Here is a 19,888-nt window from a genome sequence, read left to right on the forward strand (position 1 = left end):
AAGATCTCTCCTGAATTTTTAACAATATTAAAATACGATGAAGCACCATTTACTTATAACGCTTGAAGGTTATTAGCTGCCGTGCTTACAAATCGTAATTTTCGCCAAATTTGTGTATTTATACATGTTTACATAGTAGTAACATTTAGAAATTAATGCTAACATTAGTTGACTTGCAAAACAATTTAATAAGCTTTTATTTATCAAAATACCTTTTAGTATTCGACAAGAACATCAACGTTGTCGTTCATAGAGTAATTTGCTTAGGTCTATATAAATTCTGAGTCGAGCAAAATAAAAATTAACCATTGTTTGTGATCTATATCGAGTACGAGATAACAGTTCCTTCCAAAAATGAATTGATAGATAAGCTTGCTTAAAAGCCCAATCTAGTTAAAATTGTTATCACAAAACAAATCACTTTCTTGTACGGCTAACCATACATTTATTTCATGGTTAGCCATCAGAGCATAGAGAACAAAAAAACATGGCCAAAACATCGGTAAGCAAAAAAGATAAAACAGACAATGGCAATTTTGAAGAAGCCCTTTGGGATGCGGCCAACAAGCTACGAGGTAGCGTTGAATCCTCAGAATATAAGCACATCGTTCTTAGCCTGATTTTCTTAAAATTCATCAGTGATACTTTTGAGCAGCAGCGCCAAAAGCTGATCGATACGGGCTATGAAAAACATATCGATGTGGTGCAAGCCTATACCAAAGATAACGTGTTCTATTTGCCAGAGGAGAGCCGTTGGAGCTTTATTCAGCAGAATGCCAAGCAAGAAGATATCGCCCTTAAAATTGATACGGCGCTTAGTACCATTGAGAAGACCAACCAATCATTGAAAGGCGCATTGCCTGACAACTACTTCTCGCGTCTTGGCTTAACGGCTAGTAAACTTGCTGCTTTGATTGATGTGGTCAATAACATCGATACCATTGGTAATCCTGAGGAAGACACGGTAGGGCGTGTCTATGAGTATTTCTTGGGTAAGTTTGCCGCGACTGAAGGCAAGGGCGGTGGTGAGTTCTATACGCCTAAGTCTGTGGTCAATCTGATTGCAGAGATGGTTGAGCCATATCAAGGCAAAATCTATGATCCTTGCTGCGGTTCAGGCGGCATGTTTGTCCAGTCCATCAAGTTCATTGAGAGTCACCATGGCAATACCAAAGACGTGTCTATCTATGGGCAGGAGTACACCAGCACCACCTACAAGCTCGCCAAAATGAACCTCGCCATTCGTGGTATCTCTAGCAACTTGGGTGATGTGGCAGCCGATACCTTCTTTAAAGATCAGCATGAAGACCTAAAAGCCGACTTCATCATGGCAAACCCACCTTTTAACCAAAAGGATTGGCGCGCGCCTGATGAGCTGGTCGATGATCCACGCTGGGCAGGCTATCCGACACCGCCAACGGGTAATGCCAACTATGCATGGATATTGCACATGATATCTAAGCTCTCTGAGCACGGTACAGCAGGTTTCGTACTGGCCAATGGTTCGATGTCTACCACCACCAGTGGTGAAGGTGATATACGCGAGCAAATCATCAAAAATGATCTGGTCGATTGTATGATTGCGCTACCGGGTCAACTGTTTTATACCACGCAGATTCCGGTGTGCTTATGGTTTATCAGTAAAGACAAAGCCGTCAAGTCCGCTGATAGTCAAGCACGTGGGCTGCGTAATCGCAGCGGTGAGACGCTATTCATTGATGCCCGTAATATCGGTGCAATGATAGATCGTACCCATAAAGAATTTTCTACTGATGATATTGAGGCGATTGCTAAGACTTATCATGCATGGCGCGGAGAGAAAGAAGCTGGCGGTTATGAAGCCTATAGCGATGAGGCAGGCTACTGTAAATCAGCAAGCCTAGCGGATATCGAAGCTAATGACTATGTGCTCACGCCTGGGCGTTATGTCGGTGCTGCTGCAATTGAGGATGACGGAATCCTGTTTGAGACAAAAATGTTAGAACTCAGCCAAACGCTGTATGCACAGATGCAAGAGTCACAAAAACTAGATGCAACTATTCGTCAGAATTTGGAGGTGTTGGGTTATGGCGAGTGATTGGGTAAAAACAACTCTTGGAGAAATAGTAAAGCTAGGCAATGGAATAATTCAGACAGGACCATTTGGTAGCCAATTACATGCCTCTGATTATGTTGATGAGGGGATTCCAGTAATCATGCCTCTTAATATTATCAATAATAAAATAGATTTATCTGGTATAGCTAGAATAACTAAGGAAGATGCAGAAAGACTATCAAAGCATTTAGTGAAAAAGAACGATATCGTATACAGTCGCCGAGGTGACGTAACTAGAAAAGCGTTGATTACTGAACTTGAAGAAGGAATGTTTTGTGGTACTGGATGCTTACTTGTAAGACCTGGTAATAGCATAGATGCTCGTTTCTTGACCTATCACTTAAGTTCGCCTATAAATCAAGAGTGGATAATCAGACACGCTGTTGGCGCTACTATGCCTAATCTTAATACAGGAATACTCAAGCGCGTTCCTTTGAACATACCAAGTTTGGATACTCAAAAAGCCATTGCCCATATCCTTGGCTCATTAGACGACAAAATCGAGCTAAACCGCCAAATGAACGAAACGCTAGAAGCGATGGCGCAGGCGTTATTTAAAAGCTGGTTTGTTGACTTTGATCCCGTGATTGATAATGCGCTCGCAGCTGGTAATGCCATTCCTGATGAATTTATCGAACGTGCTGAGCAACGTAAAGGCATTGAGAAAAAAGACAATTCAGATATTCAGGCATTATTCCCTGATGAGTTTGAGTTTACAGAAGAGATGGGTTGGATTCCGAAGGGGTGGGAATCTGGAACGCTTGCTGATATTTGCTTTTTCGGGAAAGGTAAAATAAATACTTCAGAACTCAGTTTGGAAAATTATGTTTCTACTGAGAATATGAATAAAGAAAAAGCGGGTATTTCTTACGCAGCAAGTATCGCGATTACTAGTCAAGTTCCAAAGTTCTTTGTAGGACAAACCCTGATTTCTAATATACGTCCGTACTTCAAAAAGATATGGCTTGCTAGTTTCAGTGGTGGTCGGTCAAATGATGTTTTAGGCTTTCAAGCTAATGATGCTGTAGCTAATGAATATCTATTTAGCCTTCTTTATCAGGATTCTTTCTTTGATTATATGACTGCAACGTCAAAAGGAACCAAAATGCCACGTGGCGATAAAGCAGCAATCATGAGCTGGTCAGTAGCAATACCTCCACTAATATTGATGGAAGAGTTTTCAAATAAAGTAAAACCTATGTATTTAGCAAATAATATTCGTTCAAAGCAGGCTATTTCTTTATCTGAACTCCGCGATACTCTTTTGCCTAAGTTGATGTCAGGTGAGCTCAGCATTCCCGATGATGTTTTTTAGGATGCTTGGAAAGTAGCCTACAGAATTTAAAATTAAGCCATAAGGTGCAAAAATGAAAAATAGCTATGCGCTGCCATTACTATTTATACTTATTTGCTATAGCCACAATGCTAATGCAGTTGATGTATATCCCAAGCAGGCCAATAGCCTGAATTCGTATGAGTTTGGTCAGTTCGTCAAAGACTATATGCCTAATGCTAATGCTTCAAATTCATGGAGCTTTAGCACTAACGACTCGAAAATTATTTGGGACAAAGGCATTGAGAGAAACGAATACACTAGGCAATTCCAGAAAAATGGATATATACGGATAAACTTTGATAACTATAGCTTAAAGGAATCACCTTATAACAATCCCAATAGTAAGGCTGAAGCCGCATGGGGGATTAGTTACTATGGAGACAATACTAAAAATGTTGACATGATAAGTATAAATCATTCTGAAGCTGCTGGAATGTTAAGCACAGATGAAAACGAAAAAGTTAAACCCTTTAATTCTTTGATTGAAAAAAATATTCTTTATAAGCCGGTATGTCTTTACAAGATGACGGGAGGTAATTATTCAATAGCTTATGAACTCTCCTCACCAAATAAGAAGAATATATACTTACTTGAAACGAACTCAGAAGGTTCAGGCGGTCTATCAACGTTCTATGATTTATTTAATGAAAAAGAGAAGTTGCATGAATATTTCTTTGATGTTAGCGATAAAAATGAAAACGCTTGTTTGATTATCTGAAGGAAACTTTAAATTGTACTTAGGGTTTCGATTTACACGCTAAGTTTATAAAAAGGACGCACGCATTGAAATTCACCGAAGACAGACTTGAACAAGCCATTATCGAATTGCTAGCAGCCGAGGGCTATCCACACACGGTTGGTGAAGCACTTAACCGTAATCCTGATGATGTGCTGATTAAGTCTGATCTTCGACAGTTTCTGGCAACCCGTTATAAAGCAGATTTGATCACAGAGTATGAGATTGAGTCCATCATTCATAAGCTTGAATACCTTCCTGCGTCCGATCTGTACGATACCAACAAAGCCATTATGAAGCTTATTGCTGATGGCTTCACACTCAAGCGTGAGGACTATACCCAAAAAGACTTATACATCCAACTGATTGATTATGAAGCACTCGATAACAATCGCTATCGCATCGTCAATCAGATGGATATACAAGGCTTTGAGCTGCGTATTCCTGATGGTATTCTCTCTATCAATGGCTTACCATTGGTAGTGTTTGAGTTTAAGAGCAGCATCCGTGAAGATGCCACTATGTTTGATGCCTATACCCAGCTGACCACTCGCTATAAGCGCGATATTCCAGAGCTGTTTAAATACAATGCCCTATGTGTCATCAGTGATGGGGTCAACTCAAAGATGGGTTCGTTCTTTGCGCCTTATGAGTTCTACTACTCTTGGCGCAAAGTCACTGGCGATGAGAAATTAGAGAAAGACAGTATCCATTCCTTACTAACCATGATTAGCGGCTTATTCGATAAAGCACGTTTGGTTGATGTCATCCGCAATTTCATCTATGTGCCTGACAAATCAAGCAAGGAAGAGAAGATAGTATGTCGTTACCCGCAGTATTATGCAGCCACCAAGCTATACGCCAATATCAAACAGCACATGAAGCGGCTCGATAGTCATGGCAACTTGATTGACGATAATGGCTTACGTGACGGGAAGGGTGGTACGTACTTTGGCGCGACTGGCTGTGGCAAGAGTTTTACCATGCTGTTTCTCGCACGTCTGCTGATGCGCGATGTGGAGCTTGGCAGTCCAACCATTATCTTAATCACTGATCGCACCGATTTAGACGGTCAGCTGTCTGAAACCTTTACCAATGCCAAGACCTATATCGGCGATGACAATATCATCAGTGTCGAAAGTCGAGCGCATCTACGCGAACAGTTAAAAGGTCGCAGAAGTGGCGGTGTGTTCCTAACCACCATTCATAAGTTCACCGAAGACTTAGCCCTACTGACCGAGCGTACCAACGTCATCTGTATTTCAGATGAAGCACACCGTAGCCAAATCAATCTCCAACAAAAAGTCACCGTCACCGAAAACGGTGTGAAAAAGACCTACGGCTTCGCTAAGTACTTACATGACTCATTGCCCAATGCCACTTACGTTGGCTTTACGGGTACACCGATTGATGCCACCCTTGATGTCTTCGGTCCAGTGGTTGATAGCTATACCATGGTCGAATCGGTATTCGATGAAATCACGGTACGTATCGTTTATGAGGGTCGCGCTGCCAAAGTATTACTCGATAGCAAACAGCTTGATGAAGTAGAAAAATACTATAAAGAAAGCGCAGATGCTGGCACCAATGAGTATCAGATAGAGAAAAGCAAAAAAGCCATGGCGAGCATGTCCACTATTCTTGGTGACCCTGACCGCATCAGAGCCATTGCTGAAGACTTTGTTCAGCATTATGAAGCGCGAGTAGAAGAGGGTACCACGCAGAAAGGCAAGGCAATGTTTGTCTGTAGCAGCCGTGAAGCCGCCTATCAGTTATATAAAGACATCATAGAGCTGCGTCCTGAATGGGATGAGATACGAGCGTGCGAAGAAGGTTCAATCTTATCTGAAAGCGACAAGAAAAAGGTCAAACCGATGGAGCGCGTCAAGATGATCATGACTCGTAACAAGGATGATGCAAAAGGGATGTGGGACAGTCTTGGTAATAAAGACTACCGCAAAGAGCTAGACCGTCAGTTTAAAAATGGCAAGTCTAACTTTAAGATCGCCATCGTCGTCGACATGTGGCTCACAGGCTTTGACGTGCCATTCCTAGATACCATCTATATTGATAAACCCTTACAAAAACATAGCTTGATTCAGACCATCTCACGGGTCAACCGTAAGTTTGAAGGCAAAGAGAGTGGCTTAGTCGTTGATTATATCGGTATCAAAAAGCAGATGAATCTGGCGCTCTCGCATTACACAGGCGGTCAGGTTCAAAACCTGGACGATATCCAAAAGTCAGTCGTAGTAGTCAAAGACCATTTAAAGCTACTCGATACGGTCTATCATAAGTTTGACGCAAGCCTTTACTTTAACGGCACGCCACTAGAGCAGCTCAATTGCTTAAATGCAGCAGCTGACTTTGCGCTGCAATCTAAAAAGCTAGAGAAACGCTTTATGGATTTGGCCAAGCGTCTGAAGTCTGCCTATGATATTTGCGTGGGTAGTGAAGCGCTTAACAAGGTGCACAAGGACAAGATTCATTACTACCTAGCTATTCGTACCATCATCTTTAAAATTACCACTGGCGGTGCGCCTGACGTTGAACAAATGAATCAAAAGGTACGTGACTTGGTAAAAGCTGCACTGATGAGTGATGGCGTTGAAGAGATCTTTAAGCTGGGCGATAACACCGACGGTGAGATCGATATCTTCGATGAAGACTACCTAGCCAAGCTTGAGGTGATTAAGCAGCCCAATACCAAGCTGGAGCTGCTACAACAGCTACTCGCAAAAGCCATTGGTGAGCTGAAAAAGACCAATAAGGTGAAGGGCGTGGATTTCAGTAAGAAAATGAATGCGCTCGTTGAGAAGTATAACGACCGTAACGAGCAAGATTTACTGCGCGCTGAAGTCATTGGCGACTTCTCTGATGAGATCATCAAGCTGTATCACGAGCTGCGTGAAGAGATGGCATCATTTAGTGAGATGGGTATCGACTTTGAAGAAAAAGCGTTTTATGACATTTTGCTATCATTGGCGCATAAGTACGACTTTACCTATCCAGAAGACAAGCTGCTTGAGCTGTCTAAAGAAGTGAAAAAGCTCATCGATGATAAGGCTAGATACACTGACTGGAACAAGCGTGATGACATCAAAGCTGAGCTACAGTTTGATCTAATGGTATTGCTCGATGAATGGGGCTATCCACCTGTTGATTCAAAAGAGGTCTATAAAGAGATATTTGAGCAGGCTGAGAACTTTAAGAAAAGTAGGGTGGTTTAGTTGTACTCAGACGTAATTTGGTATGACCTCTCTGAGTTTGTAAAGCAGAGTTATGACAACTTCATCATGTCAGGCATGGCTGCCTGACTCAAGTAAATCAACCTCCGATATAGTCGGGGCGGTTCAGTTTTTAAATCTACTTTTGTAAACGATTAGCTTCATCCAGTGTTTCTTTTCTACTCAAGATCCTTAATATTTAATATTGGACTTAGACTGTTCTCCAAATATTAGATTTTTTAAGGTTTAATAAATTTACATTTCTATAGGCATTTTAGTAAAAACATGAAAAATTTCACATTGTTAACACTCACTCACAAATATTGTTTTGAACCTGAAGTTACCGAAATGTTAAATAATCTCTTAGAAAATGCTTACTATAGTAATTTCACAACGATAATAGAAATATCTAATTTTATTGTAAAAAATAATCTTGAAGGTGTTTATGGAAAGATATCTGGGACAGTGGAAATGAGTAAAGAAGGAAGAACATGGTTTCGCAGAGGCGGTTTTTCTCCAGACATGTATGACATCATTTGTTCAGAGTTAGGTATTGAAAACCAAAGAAGTACGGCACACTGTATTGGCTACACTCCTTATGGATAAGTTCCGAGTTCTAATTTATTATAGCAACCTTATTAAAACCTAAAGTAACCACCGAATATATTTTAAGTACAGGTATTTTTTATTTACCTTCCAGTTTTTTGGATAAGTATAAACTTACAAAAACTATGCTAACATTTCACTTTGTTATAGTTAGATAGATTTCATAATTCGCAGAGGGGGTAATCCCCTTGACCCCTAAAAGATAAAATAAAGGATTTTCTAATGGCTGCTTTTTTAAAATTTGAGAATAAATACATTAGCATAAATAATATTGCTCAAGTTGAACTAGATTCAACCTCAGCTACCTGCCACGATATTAATATTCATCCAGCTCAAGGAAACAGAATTTTTTTACAGCTTAGAGTTAGCGAGAAAGATGTCGCTGACAAGATTTTTCAAGAACTAGGAAAAGCATTAGATACCAATAATTCGATTGACCTTGATGCCATCAAGTTAAAACATACCTCTGTTGAGTAAGTATGGCGATTTATCACCTATCGACTAAGCCAGTATCGCGCAGTAGCGGAAGAACCGCCACTGCGTCTATTGCTTATCGTGCCGGTATTGCTATCAAAGATGAACGCACAGGCAAAGAACACGACTACACCAAAAGAAGCGGTGTAGTATCTACTTGACTTCATACCCCAAACGATTTAGAAATTAAGCGTGATGAGCTTTGGAACTTAGCGGAAGCCACCGAAACAAGAAAGAACAGCAGAACTGCTAGAGAGATTGTCGTTAATTTGCCTCATGAGTTATCAGGACGTGAACGGATCATGTTGGTTAATGAGTTCGCCAAGGACTTAGCCAATCAATATGGTGTTGCCGTTGATGAGGCAATACATTATATCTGACGGTTATGGCGATCCTAGTAGTCTTTTCGAGCTATAGCAGCGAACATATCAAGCTGCAATACACTGCTCATAAATCTTGTGCACCAGTGCCTTATATTTCGCCTCGTGTGGCAAATGCTGTCACCGTATTAACTTAAGCAAGTTAACTATCTACTTAGATCGCGATGATGGAGTATGTCAGTATTTTAATGAGGTGAGTAATCTGTGCAATAGCTATAGTGAAAGGCCTTTAATCTGTAGAGTAGGAGACTACTATAAAACTTATTTAACTGATCAAATAGGTTGGAGTGATTTCGTCAAAATAAACATGGACATCTGCGCAGACCTTTAAATGTATTACTGATTGAGCCTTTTGAGAGTGATTGTTAAACGTTTTTTAGTAAATAGTATATGACTCAATTTACTTAGAAAGCAGTATCTTAACCTTTGTTTTTCAACAGTTCTAAAACCTTATCCTCTCCAAGCTGATCGACTAACGCTTGCAGTTGCGCGGTAGAGTCAGCTTTGGTTTGTGCATCCGCTCTAAACTCAGCCGTATCTCTTCCTTCTCTGAGTGCATCTAAATAGTCAGCCCACTTCTGCATCATATCGCTACGATCATCAATGTACTCAAATCGACCGTAAGCGCTTCCATTAGGATCTTTAGTGGTATGACCCAATGCCATCTCTACAAGCACAAGCGGATACTTTAACTGCTCTTGTAAGAGTGTCTTTGCTGTCGCTCGAAAGCCATGAGCACAATGTATGTTTTGATAGCCTAAGTCCTTGAGGCGTTTGTTTGCTGTATTCTCAGAGATGATCTGATGCTTTTTTGCCGTTTCGCTAAAAAAGACATATTCGGTATGACCATTAATTTTTTGCTGTTCACGTAGTATAGCTACGGCTTGATTAGGTAGGGGAACAAACATATCCTTAACCATAGTTACCTTGCCTTGTCCCTTCAATGGCTTTAATTGCCACCTGCCAGCGTCTAGATCAATATCAGACCAACGCATACGTCTTAGATCACCATTACGCACGAACAGTAGCGCTAATAGCCTAAGAGAATTAATAGTATTTAAATCACCTTCTATCGTTTCAATAGCTCGCAGGAGTTTGGCTAGGTCTTTAGGTTTGGTGATGGCAGGACGATGACCATAGCTAGATTTAGCCAATTGACTCTTGATAAGCGCCGCAGGATTGCTGCTACAGAAACCACGAGCGCCAGCATAGACAAACACGTCACTAGCGATACCTGCACAGCGTTCAGCCTTATCTGTGGGCTTACCAGCTTTATTTAATGAACTGGCCTGAATATCTAGTAGTACTTCAAGCATTCTAGGTGAGTCAATTTCACTAATAGGTTCATTACCAATATAAGAGCATATAAGCGCTAAACGGCCCTTTTTACGAATGAGTGTATTACCTTTTTGAGTTTGCTCCAAACTGTCAAAATACTCCCATGCAAAATGATTAAAAGAGTTTTTAGTTTTGCTAATAAGACTTTGCTTTAATTCTTCACGGTGGTTTTTGGGATCAATGTTACGGCTTAATAGTTCTTCATAGTCACGCCAGATTTCACAGGCACGTGAGAACGATACGTTTGGATACACGCCAAGCGATATGCGTTTGTTTTTTGAATGAGTAGGGGATAAGTAGCGATAAACCCAAGATCTGGTGCCGTTAGGTCTGACCATTAAGTAAAGCATGGGATGGTTTTTGACAGAGACCAGATATTCTTTGTCATCGGCTTTATGACTACTGATACTGCGGTCGGAGCTAATAGGCTTGCGAGCTTCCATGACTGATACCCCAATGTACATTTAAAAACCAGTGTACATAGTAGTGTACATCAGATGCATGGATTAGGATAGATAACACAGGACAGTATAAGACGTCAGATACAACAAAGCCCCTGATATCAGGGGCTTTAGCTATTCTATAAGATAGTATAGAACTATGTATTGGTACCAGTGGTCGGACTCGAACCGACACGCTTTTAAAGGCAACGGATTTTGAATCCGTCATGTCTACCAATTCCATCACACTGGCATGTAAGGAGATAATGTCTATTCAAGAAATCATCGAATTGGGCTACAGGGTTAACTCTGTATAGGCTGCGTATTATAGCAGCCTATTTTTAGCCGTCAAGAATTATTTTAAATTATTTTCGACTGACTTGAAAAAATACCCATTATCCAACAAACGCACGCTCAACAGCATAGTCTGCTTGTACACCCATACGCGGTGATACGGTTAAACCAAAGTCATCCAAAATGGTTGAAACATCGGCGTTAAATGGCATACTGCCACATATCAACACACGGTCATCCTCTTTATTGATTGGCGGCAGTCCAATATCTTCAAAAAGCTTGCCTGATTTCATCAAATCCGTCACACGACCTTGATTTCTAAATTCTTCACGGGTAACGGTAGGGTAGTAGATGAATTTTTCACGATACCATTCGCCAAAAATTTCATCATTGGGTAGCTCGTTTTCGAACATATCGCGATAAGCTAAGTCCTCTGCGTTACGTACCCCATGTACCAAAATAATCTTTTCAAAACGCTCATAAACTTCAGGATCACGCGCCAATGCCAAAAACGGTGCCATGCCCGTTCCTGTTGAGAGCATGTATAAGTGTTTGCCCGGTAGCAAATCGTCTAGTACCAGTGTACCTGTCGGCTTTTTACTGACCAATAACTCATCGCCGACCTTGATGTGCTGTAAGCGTGAGGTTAGAGGGCCATCTGGAACCTTAATAGAAAAGAATTCTAAATGATCTTCGTAGTTAGGGCTGGCAATTGAATAAGCGCGTAATAGCGGTCTGCCATCGACAACGATTCCAATCATTGCAAACTCGCCATTACGAAAACGTAAGCCGTCGTCACGAGTGGTTTTGATGCTAAATAGAGAGTCATTCCAGTGATGAACCTCAGTGACCGTTTCGGTGCGAAGTTTTGACATAAAGTCCTCGTCAATAAGTTGCTATCTGTGTCGTTAAATTAAATGAGTATTAAATGTATTTTTTCAATGTTACATTAAAAACGATAAATGATATTAAAGATGATAATAAAGGGATTGAGCATCGATGACGGTATCAAGTGTTGTTTTTCAAACATCAATCTTACAAGCGTTCGATCATATCACGTATTCATTGACCAAAAATTTGAGCGCTATTCTAACATTTTATGGGATATTGTCAGTATGTAGAGATGGCTTGAAGGTCTGTAGAAAGATAAGAAATTGAACGGCTGTCATCGAAGCGCTCGCTCATAATACCAAACTTTAAAATAAAAATCCGTCCAGTAGCAGCGATGCAGCATGATAAAATGGAATATCGTTAGCGAGTAATTTTGTAAGATTGAACCATTTTGCTTGATAAAAGCGTGCTGTTATTTACGGAGTAGAGTTATGCCTAGTGAAAATGCGTCTCAACATGGAGGCTATCACGCGCCTATTATTGGTTACCATCGTGCGCCGCTAACGCAAAAGTTTGGCGCACCAAGACAGCCCAATCTGGTAGCACTGACCAGTACCATTGAGATGTTAGCGCCCTATGATGATCCAGCCGCTTTTATTGGTATGGAGGCGTTTAGTCATATTTGGATCAGTTGGCATTTTCATCATAACTATATGGATAAAAACAATAATCTCAATCGAACAGACAGCAGTTTTCGCCCGCAAGTACGTCCTCCTAGACTTGGTGGTAATCAAAAAATAGGCGTATTTGCCAGTCGGAGCATGTATCGACCTTCTGCCTTAGGATTGTCTGTCGTTAAGCTTGAACGTATTGACGTCGTAGAAGGACGCGTATTACTGGTTGTTAGCGGAGCCGATATGATCGACGCCACACCAATCATCGATATTAAGCCTTATGTGGCTTATAGTGATGCAATTATGCATGCAGTGAGTGGTTTTGCTCCATCTGCCCCTATAGTATTAGAGGTGACGATGACCGACTCTGCTCACGAGCAGTTTATGGGTTTGGTAAATAAAGAAAATCTAGCTGATAACGTCAGTGAGGTAAAACTTGATACAGTCGCTGCGCGTATTTATCAAATACAGAACCAATTGCTGGTCACTGACATGGGTGTGATTAAAGCGCTTATCGCTCAAGATCCGCGTCCTGCCTATCGCCGTGATGATACAAAAAAGGTGTTTGTGATGCGTTATAAGTCTGTTGATGTGAGCTTTCGGTTGACGGAATCAGATGAGTTACAGATAACTGATGTGGTAGCGGTGAGTGTATAACGTTAGAATCGTCTCGTCGCATTTACGGGTTAGTTGTTTATGAATGATAGAGCCGTGATTGATAAAGCGCTAAACTGACACTTGTCTCTATACCAACAATATAAGAAGAAAAATATGTCTGTCCAAAATTATTCGATAGTGATTGATCTGCGCTGGTGTCTTGATGAACTGCTGGCAGATAAAGTCATTGATCAGCGCGGTTACAACTTAGTGATTACCAGCCGCCGTGATAAAGCGCAGCATCCACTGATTACCATCAGTGAGTTTGGTTTACCAAACGGTCATGCTCTTGATCCAAACGCTGAGACCAAACTTACCCTTGCATGGTTGAACCAATGGTTGGCTAGTAAAGCAGGTATGCCACTGGTTCGTATCGACCCATTAAAAGTTGATGTCCCTGCTGCGACCCAACTGATGTCTTTTGAGTATGCTCGCTCGCAGCATATCTTACCGATTGAAGTGAAAAGTGATGAAGTGGTTATCGGTACAGATCAGCCATTTTATACGGATTGGCAAGCAAATATTGAAAAGCTCATTAAGTCTAGAAGCTACCGTACAGTCTATATCAGTCCTGACCAGATTCATCGCTATCGACGAGAGTTTTATCAAGTCACCCAAGCGATTGCTGGAGCGAATAGTGTCCATAAACGAGCGGCTGCCGATGTCACCAATGTCGAGGCATTGCTTCAGCTGGGCGATAATACCAATCCCGATGCCAATGATCAGCATATCGTCAGAGTGGTCGATTGGCTGTTGCAATATGCGTTTGAGCAGCGCGCCAGTGACATTCATCTAGAGCCGCGCCGTGAGACAGGCAAGGTTCGCTTTCGTATTGATGGTGTGCTCCACACTGTTTATGAGATGCCATTGGCAATCATAGTGGCAGTGACGGCACGTATTAAAATCTTAGGACGGCTTAATGTCGCTGAAAAACGCAAGCCGCAAGATGGCCGCCTCAAAACCCGCACACCAAAGGGCTTAGAGACCGAGCTGCGTTTATCGACCATGCCAACGGCGTTTGGTGAAAAATTGGTCATGCGTGTGTTTGATCCTGAAGTATTGGTACGCTCATTTGCTCAGCTTGGCCTATCTGGCAAGCAGCTTGAGACATGGCATGAGTTGACCGCCAATCCTAACGGCATTATTCTGGTGACAGGTCCGACAGGTTCAGGAAAAACCACCACTTTATACAGTACACTTAAGCAGTTAGCCACTGAGCAAGTCAACGTCTGTACGATTGAAGATCCAATTGAGATGATTGAGCCCGCTTTTAACCAAATGCAGGTCAATCCTGGTGTCGAGCTGCATTTTGCCGATGGTATTCGCTCATTGATGCGCCAAGACCCTGATATCATTATGGTTGGGGAGATTCGAGATGCCGAAACGGCAAATATGGCAGTACAAGCTTCTCTGACTGGTCACTTGGTATTATCGACATTACATACCAATGATGCCCCAAGCTCATTGACTCGTCTGCACGATTTGGGCATTCAACCGTTTTTGACGTCAGCGACCATCTTAGGGGTAATGGCTCAGCGCTTATTGCGGACGTTATGCCCGCACTGTAAGCAAGCAGTAGACGTTACACCCGATAGCGAGATTGCCATCCAGTGGCAAGAGTTAGTCCAGCCTTGGCGTGCGTCTTTGCCTGCTCAAATCTATACAGCGCAAGGTTGTGAGCACTGTCGCCACACTGGTTATCAGGGTCGTGTGGGTTTGTATGAAATCATGCCCTTATCCAATGATTTAAAAAAACTGGTCGCTGCTGATGCAAGTTTGGATGTGCTCAAACAACAAGCATACCGAGAAGGCGTACAACCACTACGTTTATCTGGCGCAAAACGTATTAGCGAAGGCGTCACTACCATAGAAGAGGTAATGCGCGTCGTGCCGTTGCACTGATGATTGGCATTGACGTTATGTTCATCGCTCCCAGCGTACATTCTGGCGAATAATTTTTGCTGGCGTGCCTGCTATCATAGAGTTTGGTGTTGTGACTGATTTATTGACAAACGCGCCTGCTGCAATGATGCAGCCACTGGCAATAGAGACATTTTTAGAAACAGTCACATTGGCGGCAATCCAAATATGACTGCCTAAAACGACATCAGAATGAGCAGCATTTAAGCGCATATCGGACTCTAAATCGTAAACCTTATGCACATCGGTAGCACGGATTTCAATGCCGCGCGATATCATACAAGATTTGCCAATTTTCACACTTTTATCACGTGCCAAGATATAGCAGTCGATAGCGGTGGTATGTGCACCGATATGAATGTGTAGATGATTACCGACAACTAATAGATGGCCGGAGAATTTGACATTTTGTTCAATGGTGACTTTATTGTGATTGCCATTGATATCGATTTTTAAATGATTAAGTTTGCCTTTTTCATCGATTGTAATTTGATTATCATGACCCTTACGAATGGTGATAGATGAATTGCCAATGATACGTACATCTCTAGCAATTTTGATACGGTTGTCATGACCGTTGTCTTGTAATAAAAATCTCCGTCTATATAGCTTTTTTGGTAATACCGCTCTGAGGATCGGAGATAAGGTGATGGTTTTTTTAGAATTCATAATAAAAAGCTTATAAATAAGTAAAAATTGTATGGAGCTGCTTGCTGACGATTTTATGTGTTTTCGAAAACCATTCTATAGTGTACTTTTAAACCTCACTTGAAAACAGCAGTCTTTAGAGCAATAAATACTATTACAACTTTAAATTTTTAACCCAATTTTGCTATTTATCCATTTTTATTAACGAGAATATATATGTTTACTGATACCCATTGCCATCTGAATCGTTTAGATTTAGCCAAGTACGATGGTCAACTGTCTGGCGCAATAGATGCGATGAAAGCCGCTAACGTCACTCGGGCGATGGCCATTATGTGTGACTTCAATGAGTATGAAGACATTGCCAAGATTGTGAGTACTTATAGCGATGAGATCCTCAATCTTGGTATGAGTGTGGGCATTCATCCTTGTGAAGACATTCAGGTCTTACAATCAGCGACCGTTGAGCGACTCATAGAGACGGCCAGTAACGATCACGTATGGGCAATAGGAGAGACAGGGCTCGATTACTATTGGTCAACTGAGAATAAAAAAGAGCAGCAAGCCAGTCTTGCTCGTCATATTCATGCCAGCCAGCATTTAAAAAAACCACTCGTGATACATATGCGTGATGCCAAAGATGATACCATCGACATCCTAAAAAGTGAGGGCGCTGAACACGGCATTATTCACTGCTTTACTGAAGATTGGGAAACCGCAAAACAAGCGTTAGATTTGGGATTTTATATCTCATTTTCAGGTATTGTAAGCTTTAAGAGCGCCCAAATGATTCAAGATGCAGCAAAAAAAATGCCTAGAGACAGGATACTTATCGAGACGGACAGTCCTTACTTGGCACCCGTACCCAAACGTGGTAGACCCAATGAGCCCGCTTATGTGCCCTATGTCGCCGCTTATATTGCAGACATGTATGACTGTAGCGCCGAAGATATAGGCAAATTAACTGCAAAAAACTTTGAAAATTTACTGGCACAGTATCATTAAAATCGTTATGCTATGACCAATCAGTCATTTATTCGTTAGCCTTGAAACCTCATGCGCTAAGCCATTCAAATGATCGGTATAACCCTATGGTTGATGGTAGCTATTTTGCAAATATAAGCATATCCTCTATTGTTGTTTTTGAGCCGTCTTTGCATAGATGCATACTTGCATTGCCGATGCGCTAATCCAAACAACGGTTGTATGTCCAAACTTGTCAGGTTTTAGGAGAGATTATGAGTCGTCAGCACCAATTCAAAGCACGAGAAGAGAATATCTTAGCGATGGCAGAGCAGCTGCTACTTGAGTCGGGCGATGGTGATATCACTTTAGACAGTTTGGCAGACCAGCTTGATTTGGCTAAAGGCACACTATATAAGCATTTTTCTAGTAAAGATGAGCTTTATTTGCGCATCATTATTCGTTATGAAGAGCAGCTATTTGCAATTAACCGTATTGATGACTGCCCATCGGCAGGCGTGGCACGAATGATTTTTCAGCAGCTGTTTAACCCACAAAAAGCGATGCTACTCAATCAAATTGAAGAACGCTTGGCGGCCTCAGTGACAGGCCTCAATCGCTTATTTGGTGAATTATACGATATTCGCCGTCAGCGTATGAAACGCTTGATTGATATCATTAGTGCCTATCTAAAAGACGAACACAGTAGCCTAAGCACTCGTGATTATCTCTCTTCTATTTGGGCAATGGGTCAAGGCGGAGCAGGGTTATTGAATTCAAGCTTCTATCAGCGTTATTTAGGTCGCCGTGATACCTTGCGTTACGCTTTTGTGCAGCAAATGCTTGAGTTGCCAAGCCATTATCCGGCTCATGAGAATGAGGTGATGGATGAGGATATGCAAGAGCTGGTAGAGCAAATCGATACCGAGTCAGAAGAACACCGCAACACCAGTTATTGATATCTTAACGCGTTAACCCTATAAATGGGCGCGTGCAAAAATCTGTGTCGTCGTACAGGCGATGGCGACACATACCACTCTGTTTTTTTAGCGTGATGCTACTCATACTACTGTATATACAACAACCTGCTTATTATGGGCTTATAGGTGCAATATGCCGGTCACTGCCAAGATTCAGTCCAGCTCAGTGACCAGTGGCTATACTGCCTTAATCTATGAAAACCTGTCATATGATAAAACGAGTATCAATCCGTTAGATTGTCCTTATTCTGATAAACACTCTTTGCAAAAAAATCCTTACGCGCCTGCTTCTCGTCTGCTTTATTTACCACGCTCACAATCAGGGTTTACTTTGGTTGAGATTGTCGTTGTTGTGGTTATTTTATCCATCTTTGCTGGCATGATGAGCTTATCCGTCGGTAGTAGTGAATCTCGCAAAAACCGTGCATTCTATGAGCATCTTACCGATTCATTGAGCTATGTTCGACTGTTATCGGCGGAGCGTATGCAGCCAATGGGTCTGAGCCTACAAGCGGATAAGCAAGGTCAGGTGGCACCTGTGATTGTCACTTTATCAAATCCTTATATCGCTTATCAAACACCTGAAATTCCCTCAAATAGTATGGACAGTCGTCCTAAAAACGTGATGGAATTATCGTCAGATTTGACAGGTATGCCTGATGAGCAACAGCCTACGCCAAGCTGGGAAGTCGAGCCAGAGGTCAGTTTGCCTGAGTTACCGACTGGTGTCAGTCTGAGAATACAAAGTTTGGATGCTGGTGGCGCATCAAATGCTAATCAGAATCAGACACTACAGCCTTGGTTTACCAGTCAGACCGTGCCACAGATTTTATGGTTTGGTACGGGACAAGCGACACCAGTGACTATTGAAGTGATTCACAATTCTCGCTTGGTGGGTGAGGTGATTATGATTATGCCGGATGGCAGTATGATGATCGGACAGGAGTTATAACTGATGGCTCTTTTATCCAAACCATCTCCCGCTGTTATCAAGACAGCGCCATCTAAATCCAAATACGAGCGTGGCTTTACCTTAATCGAGGTTATGGTTGCCTTAGCCATTTTGGCAGTGGTTGCCGTTGCTGCTAGCCGCGCAAGTAGTGCGTATCTCAGCTCTGTCGATATATTACGCACTCGCACATTGGCACACTTCGTCGCACAAAATGCGGCAGCTGATTTACATATTCAAAAGACATGGCTAACCGCAAATCGTACTCAGACAGTCAATGCTCAAGGCCGTGATTGGCAAGTGGTGATGACGGTCAGTGATGCCATCACGCCTGCATTAAAAAAAGTAAATATCGCTATTGCGCCCATAGTAGACGGACAGGTGCGCAATGCAGTGACAGATATTGATGTGATCTTGAGTAATCCGAAGCAAGATATGGGCAGTTTGGATCTGGGTAGTATGAGCAGTCAAAGTACGGGCATGTCAGGACAAGTGGGGGGCGGCCTATGAAAGAGCAAAATGGGTTCACTCTACTTGAACTCATGGTTGCGATGGCTATATTTGCCATGCTAGCGGTGGCAGGATGGCAAGTGTTTGATAGTGTCAATCGTGCTCGTGAACGGGCACAGTTGCATGCCGATCACTTGGCTGTGTTGCAATATGCTTATCTACAATTGCAGCAGGACATGAATCAGATTATTCCTTACCAAGCACTCGATGCCCAGTCAGATAATATGACAAATAACAGTCTCAATGCGGATAGCCAAGCCAATGAAACAGTACCAGAGCCTTTTATGAGCTTGGATGGAGAGCATATCAGCTTTGTACGCTACGCCGACCCTGATCCGCGCTATCAGAGCAGTGATAGCATACAGCATGTTGAATATATTTTTGTAGATGAGCGCTTGGTTCGCCGTCAATACACCAGTTTAGAGGGTGGACGTGATAGTGTTAGCTTAGATAGCGTATTGCTCGAAGGCGTCACTGATGGACGTTGGCAAGCCTATCTACCAGAATTAAGCGCCAAATTTCCTAACGAAAATAGTAGTAATGTTAATATGAATAGTGGCGCTATGCAGACAGCTAGTGATGGTGTCACAAAGCCTGAAGTATCCTTACTACCAAAAGGTACGGCTGTCAGCTTCACTTATCAAGATATGCCAATCACTTGGCAATGGGCACTTGCACCTCAGCCGATACCACGTAGTTATAAAAATGTCAGTAATAATTAGAATTCTTCTAATGACCAAAACTCTCTTGACGGACATAATAACAATCGTGATATTGCTGGCAACGACGCCCAGAGCGGCTTTAACGATGTCATAGAAAGCAGTAACTAA

16 protein-coding genes, 1 tRNA gene and 1 pseudogene are annotated in these 19,888 nt (G+C 42.0%); 14 read left to right on the forward strand and 4 right to left on the reverse strand.

The genetic code is table 11. The features are described from left to right. Nucleotides 1-487: 487 nt before the first annotated feature. The 7 genes and pseudogenes from CZ794_RS09125 (at nucleotide 488) to CZ794_RS14175 (ending at nucleotide 8,854) form a co-directional block, all read left to right on the forward strand. Entirely contained in the window at nucleotides 488-2,077 is a 1,590-nt protein-coding gene (locus CZ794_RS09125) for a class I SAM-dependent DNA methyltransferase (RefSeq protein ID WP_087041289.1), read from the forward strand. Beyond that, on the forward strand, nucleotides 2,067-3,410 hold the full coding sequence (locus tag CZ794_RS09130) for a restriction endonuclease subunit S (protein ID WP_087041290.1): 1,344 nt from the start codon (nucleotides 2,067-2,069) through the stop codon (nucleotides 3,408-3,410). The genes CZ794_RS09125 and CZ794_RS09130 overlap by 11 nt, the downstream gene beginning before the upstream one ends. Before the next feature lie 52 nt (nucleotides 3,411-3,462). Then, nucleotides 3,463-4,149, forward strand: coding sequence for a hypothetical protein (locus CZ794_RS09135; RefSeq protein WP_087041291.1), 687 nt, complete (start codon nucleotides 3,463-3,465; stop codon nucleotides 4,147-4,149). A 65-nt stretch (nucleotides 4,150-4,214) separates the two neighbouring features. Further along, the gene (locus CZ794_RS09140; protein WP_087041292.1) at nucleotides 4,215-7,397 is read left to right on the forward strand and encodes a type I restriction endonuclease subunit R; all 3,183 of its coding nucleotides are present in this window, start codon (nucleotides 4,215-4,217) and stop codon (nucleotides 7,395-7,397) included. A gap of 282 nt (nucleotides 7,398-7,679) precedes the next feature. After that, entirely contained in the window at nucleotides 7,680-8,000 is a 321-nt protein-coding gene (locus tag CZ794_RS09145) for a hypothetical protein (protein WP_087041293.1), read from the forward strand. Between the two features lie 222 nt (nucleotides 8,001-8,222). Continuing rightward, entirely contained in the window at nucleotides 8,223-8,477 is a 255-nt protein-coding gene (locus tag CZ794_RS09150; protein ID WP_087041294.1) for a hypothetical protein, read from the forward strand. A gap of 2 nt (nucleotides 8,478-8,479) precedes the next feature. Then, a pseudogene (locus tag CZ794_RS14175) lies at nucleotides 8,480-8,854 on the forward strand (MobA/MobL family protein). Nucleotides 8,855-9,273: 419 nt separating this feature from the next. Here CZ794_RS14175 and CZ794_RS09165 read toward each other — a convergent pair. The 3 genes from CZ794_RS09165 to CZ794_RS09175 all read right to left on the reverse strand — a co-directional run bounded on the left by CZ794_RS09165 (nucleotide 9,274) and on the right by CZ794_RS09175 (nucleotide 11,801). After that, on the reverse strand, nucleotides 9,274-10,635 hold the full coding sequence (locus tag CZ794_RS09165; protein ID WP_087041297.1) for a tyrosine-type recombinase/integrase: 1,362 nt from the start codon (nucleotides 10,633-10,635) through the stop codon (nucleotides 9,274-9,276). Between the two features lie 163 nt (nucleotides 10,636-10,798). Next, nucleotides 10,799-10,885 (reverse strand) — tRNA-Leu (locus CZ794_RS09170). Nucleotides 10,886-11,027: 142 nt separating this feature from the next. Continuing rightward, a complete protein-coding gene (locus CZ794_RS09175) occupies nucleotides 11,028-11,801 on the reverse strand; it encodes a ferredoxin--NADP reductase (RefSeq protein ID WP_062844254.1) in 774 nt (257 codons plus the stop codon). A 447-nt stretch (nucleotides 11,802-12,248) separates the two neighbouring features. Between CZ794_RS09175 and tsaA the strand changes: the two genes are divergently transcribed. Both tsaA and CZ794_RS09185 read left to right on the forward strand, forming a co-directional pair. After that, nucleotides 12,249-13,088, forward strand: coding sequence for a tRNA (N6-threonylcarbamoyladenosine(37)-N6)-methyltransferase TrmO (gene tsaA / locus CZ794_RS09180; RefSeq protein ID WP_087041298.1), 840 nt, complete (start codon nucleotides 12,249-12,251; stop codon nucleotides 13,086-13,088). A gap of 114 nt (nucleotides 13,089-13,202) precedes the next feature. Further along, nucleotides 13,203-14,990 carry a GspE/PulE family protein gene (locus CZ794_RS09185; protein WP_087041299.1) on the forward strand — a complete coding sequence of 596 codons (1,788 nt, stop codon included), beginning with the start codon at nucleotides 13,203-13,205 and terminating at the stop codon, nucleotides 14,988-14,990. A 21-nt stretch (nucleotides 14,991-15,011) separates the two neighbouring features. On the opposite strand, the gene CZ794_RS09190 is transcribed toward CZ794_RS09185, so the two are convergent. Continuing rightward, nucleotides 15,012-15,677: an acyltransferase gene (locus CZ794_RS09190; protein ID WP_087041300.1), complete on the reverse strand. Its 666-nt coding sequence runs from the start codon at nucleotides 15,675-15,677 to the stop codon at nucleotides 15,012-15,014. 195 nt (nucleotides 15,678-15,872) lie between these two features. Here CZ794_RS09190 and CZ794_RS09195 point away from each other — a divergent pair, with 195 nt between their 5' ends. The 5 genes from CZ794_RS09195 to gspJ all read left to right on the forward strand — a co-directional run bounded on the left by CZ794_RS09195 (nucleotide 15,873) and on the right by gspJ (nucleotide 19,780). Further along, entirely contained in the window at nucleotides 15,873-16,661 is a 789-nt protein-coding gene (locus CZ794_RS09195; RefSeq protein WP_087041301.1) for a TatD family hydrolase, read from the forward strand. A 233-nt stretch (nucleotides 16,662-16,894) separates the two neighbouring features. Continuing rightward, a complete protein-coding gene (locus tag CZ794_RS09200) occupies nucleotides 16,895-17,578 on the forward strand; it encodes a TetR/AcrR family transcriptional regulator (RefSeq protein ID WP_087041302.1) in 684 nt (227 codons plus the stop codon). A gap of 154 nt (nucleotides 17,579-17,732) precedes the next feature. Beyond that, nucleotides 17,733-18,551: a prepilin-type N-terminal cleavage/methylation domain-containing protein gene (locus CZ794_RS09205; RefSeq protein WP_087041303.1), complete on the forward strand. Its 819-nt coding sequence runs from the start codon at nucleotides 17,733-17,735 to the stop codon at nucleotides 18,549-18,551. A gap of 3 nt (nucleotides 18,552-18,554) precedes the next feature. Further along, the gene (gspI, locus tag CZ794_RS09210) at nucleotides 18,555-19,058 is read left to right on the forward strand and encodes a type II secretion system minor pseudopilin GspI (RefSeq protein WP_087041304.1); all 504 of its coding nucleotides are present in this window, start codon (nucleotides 18,555-18,557) and stop codon (nucleotides 19,056-19,058) included. Then, nucleotides 19,055-19,780, forward strand: a complete 726-nt coding sequence (gspJ, locus tag CZ794_RS09215) for a type II secretion system minor pseudopilin GspJ (RefSeq protein WP_087041305.1) — start codon at nucleotides 19,055-19,057, stop codon at nucleotides 19,778-19,780. The genes gspI and gspJ overlap by 4 nt, the downstream gene beginning before the upstream one ends. Nucleotides 19,781-19,888: the final 108 nt, after the last annotated feature.

It is taken from the genome of Psychrobacter sp. JB385, from assembly GCF_900163785.1.
In the GTDB taxonomy this organism is placed as follows: domain Bacteria; phylum Pseudomonadota; class Gammaproteobacteria; order Pseudomonadales; family Moraxellaceae; genus Psychrobacter.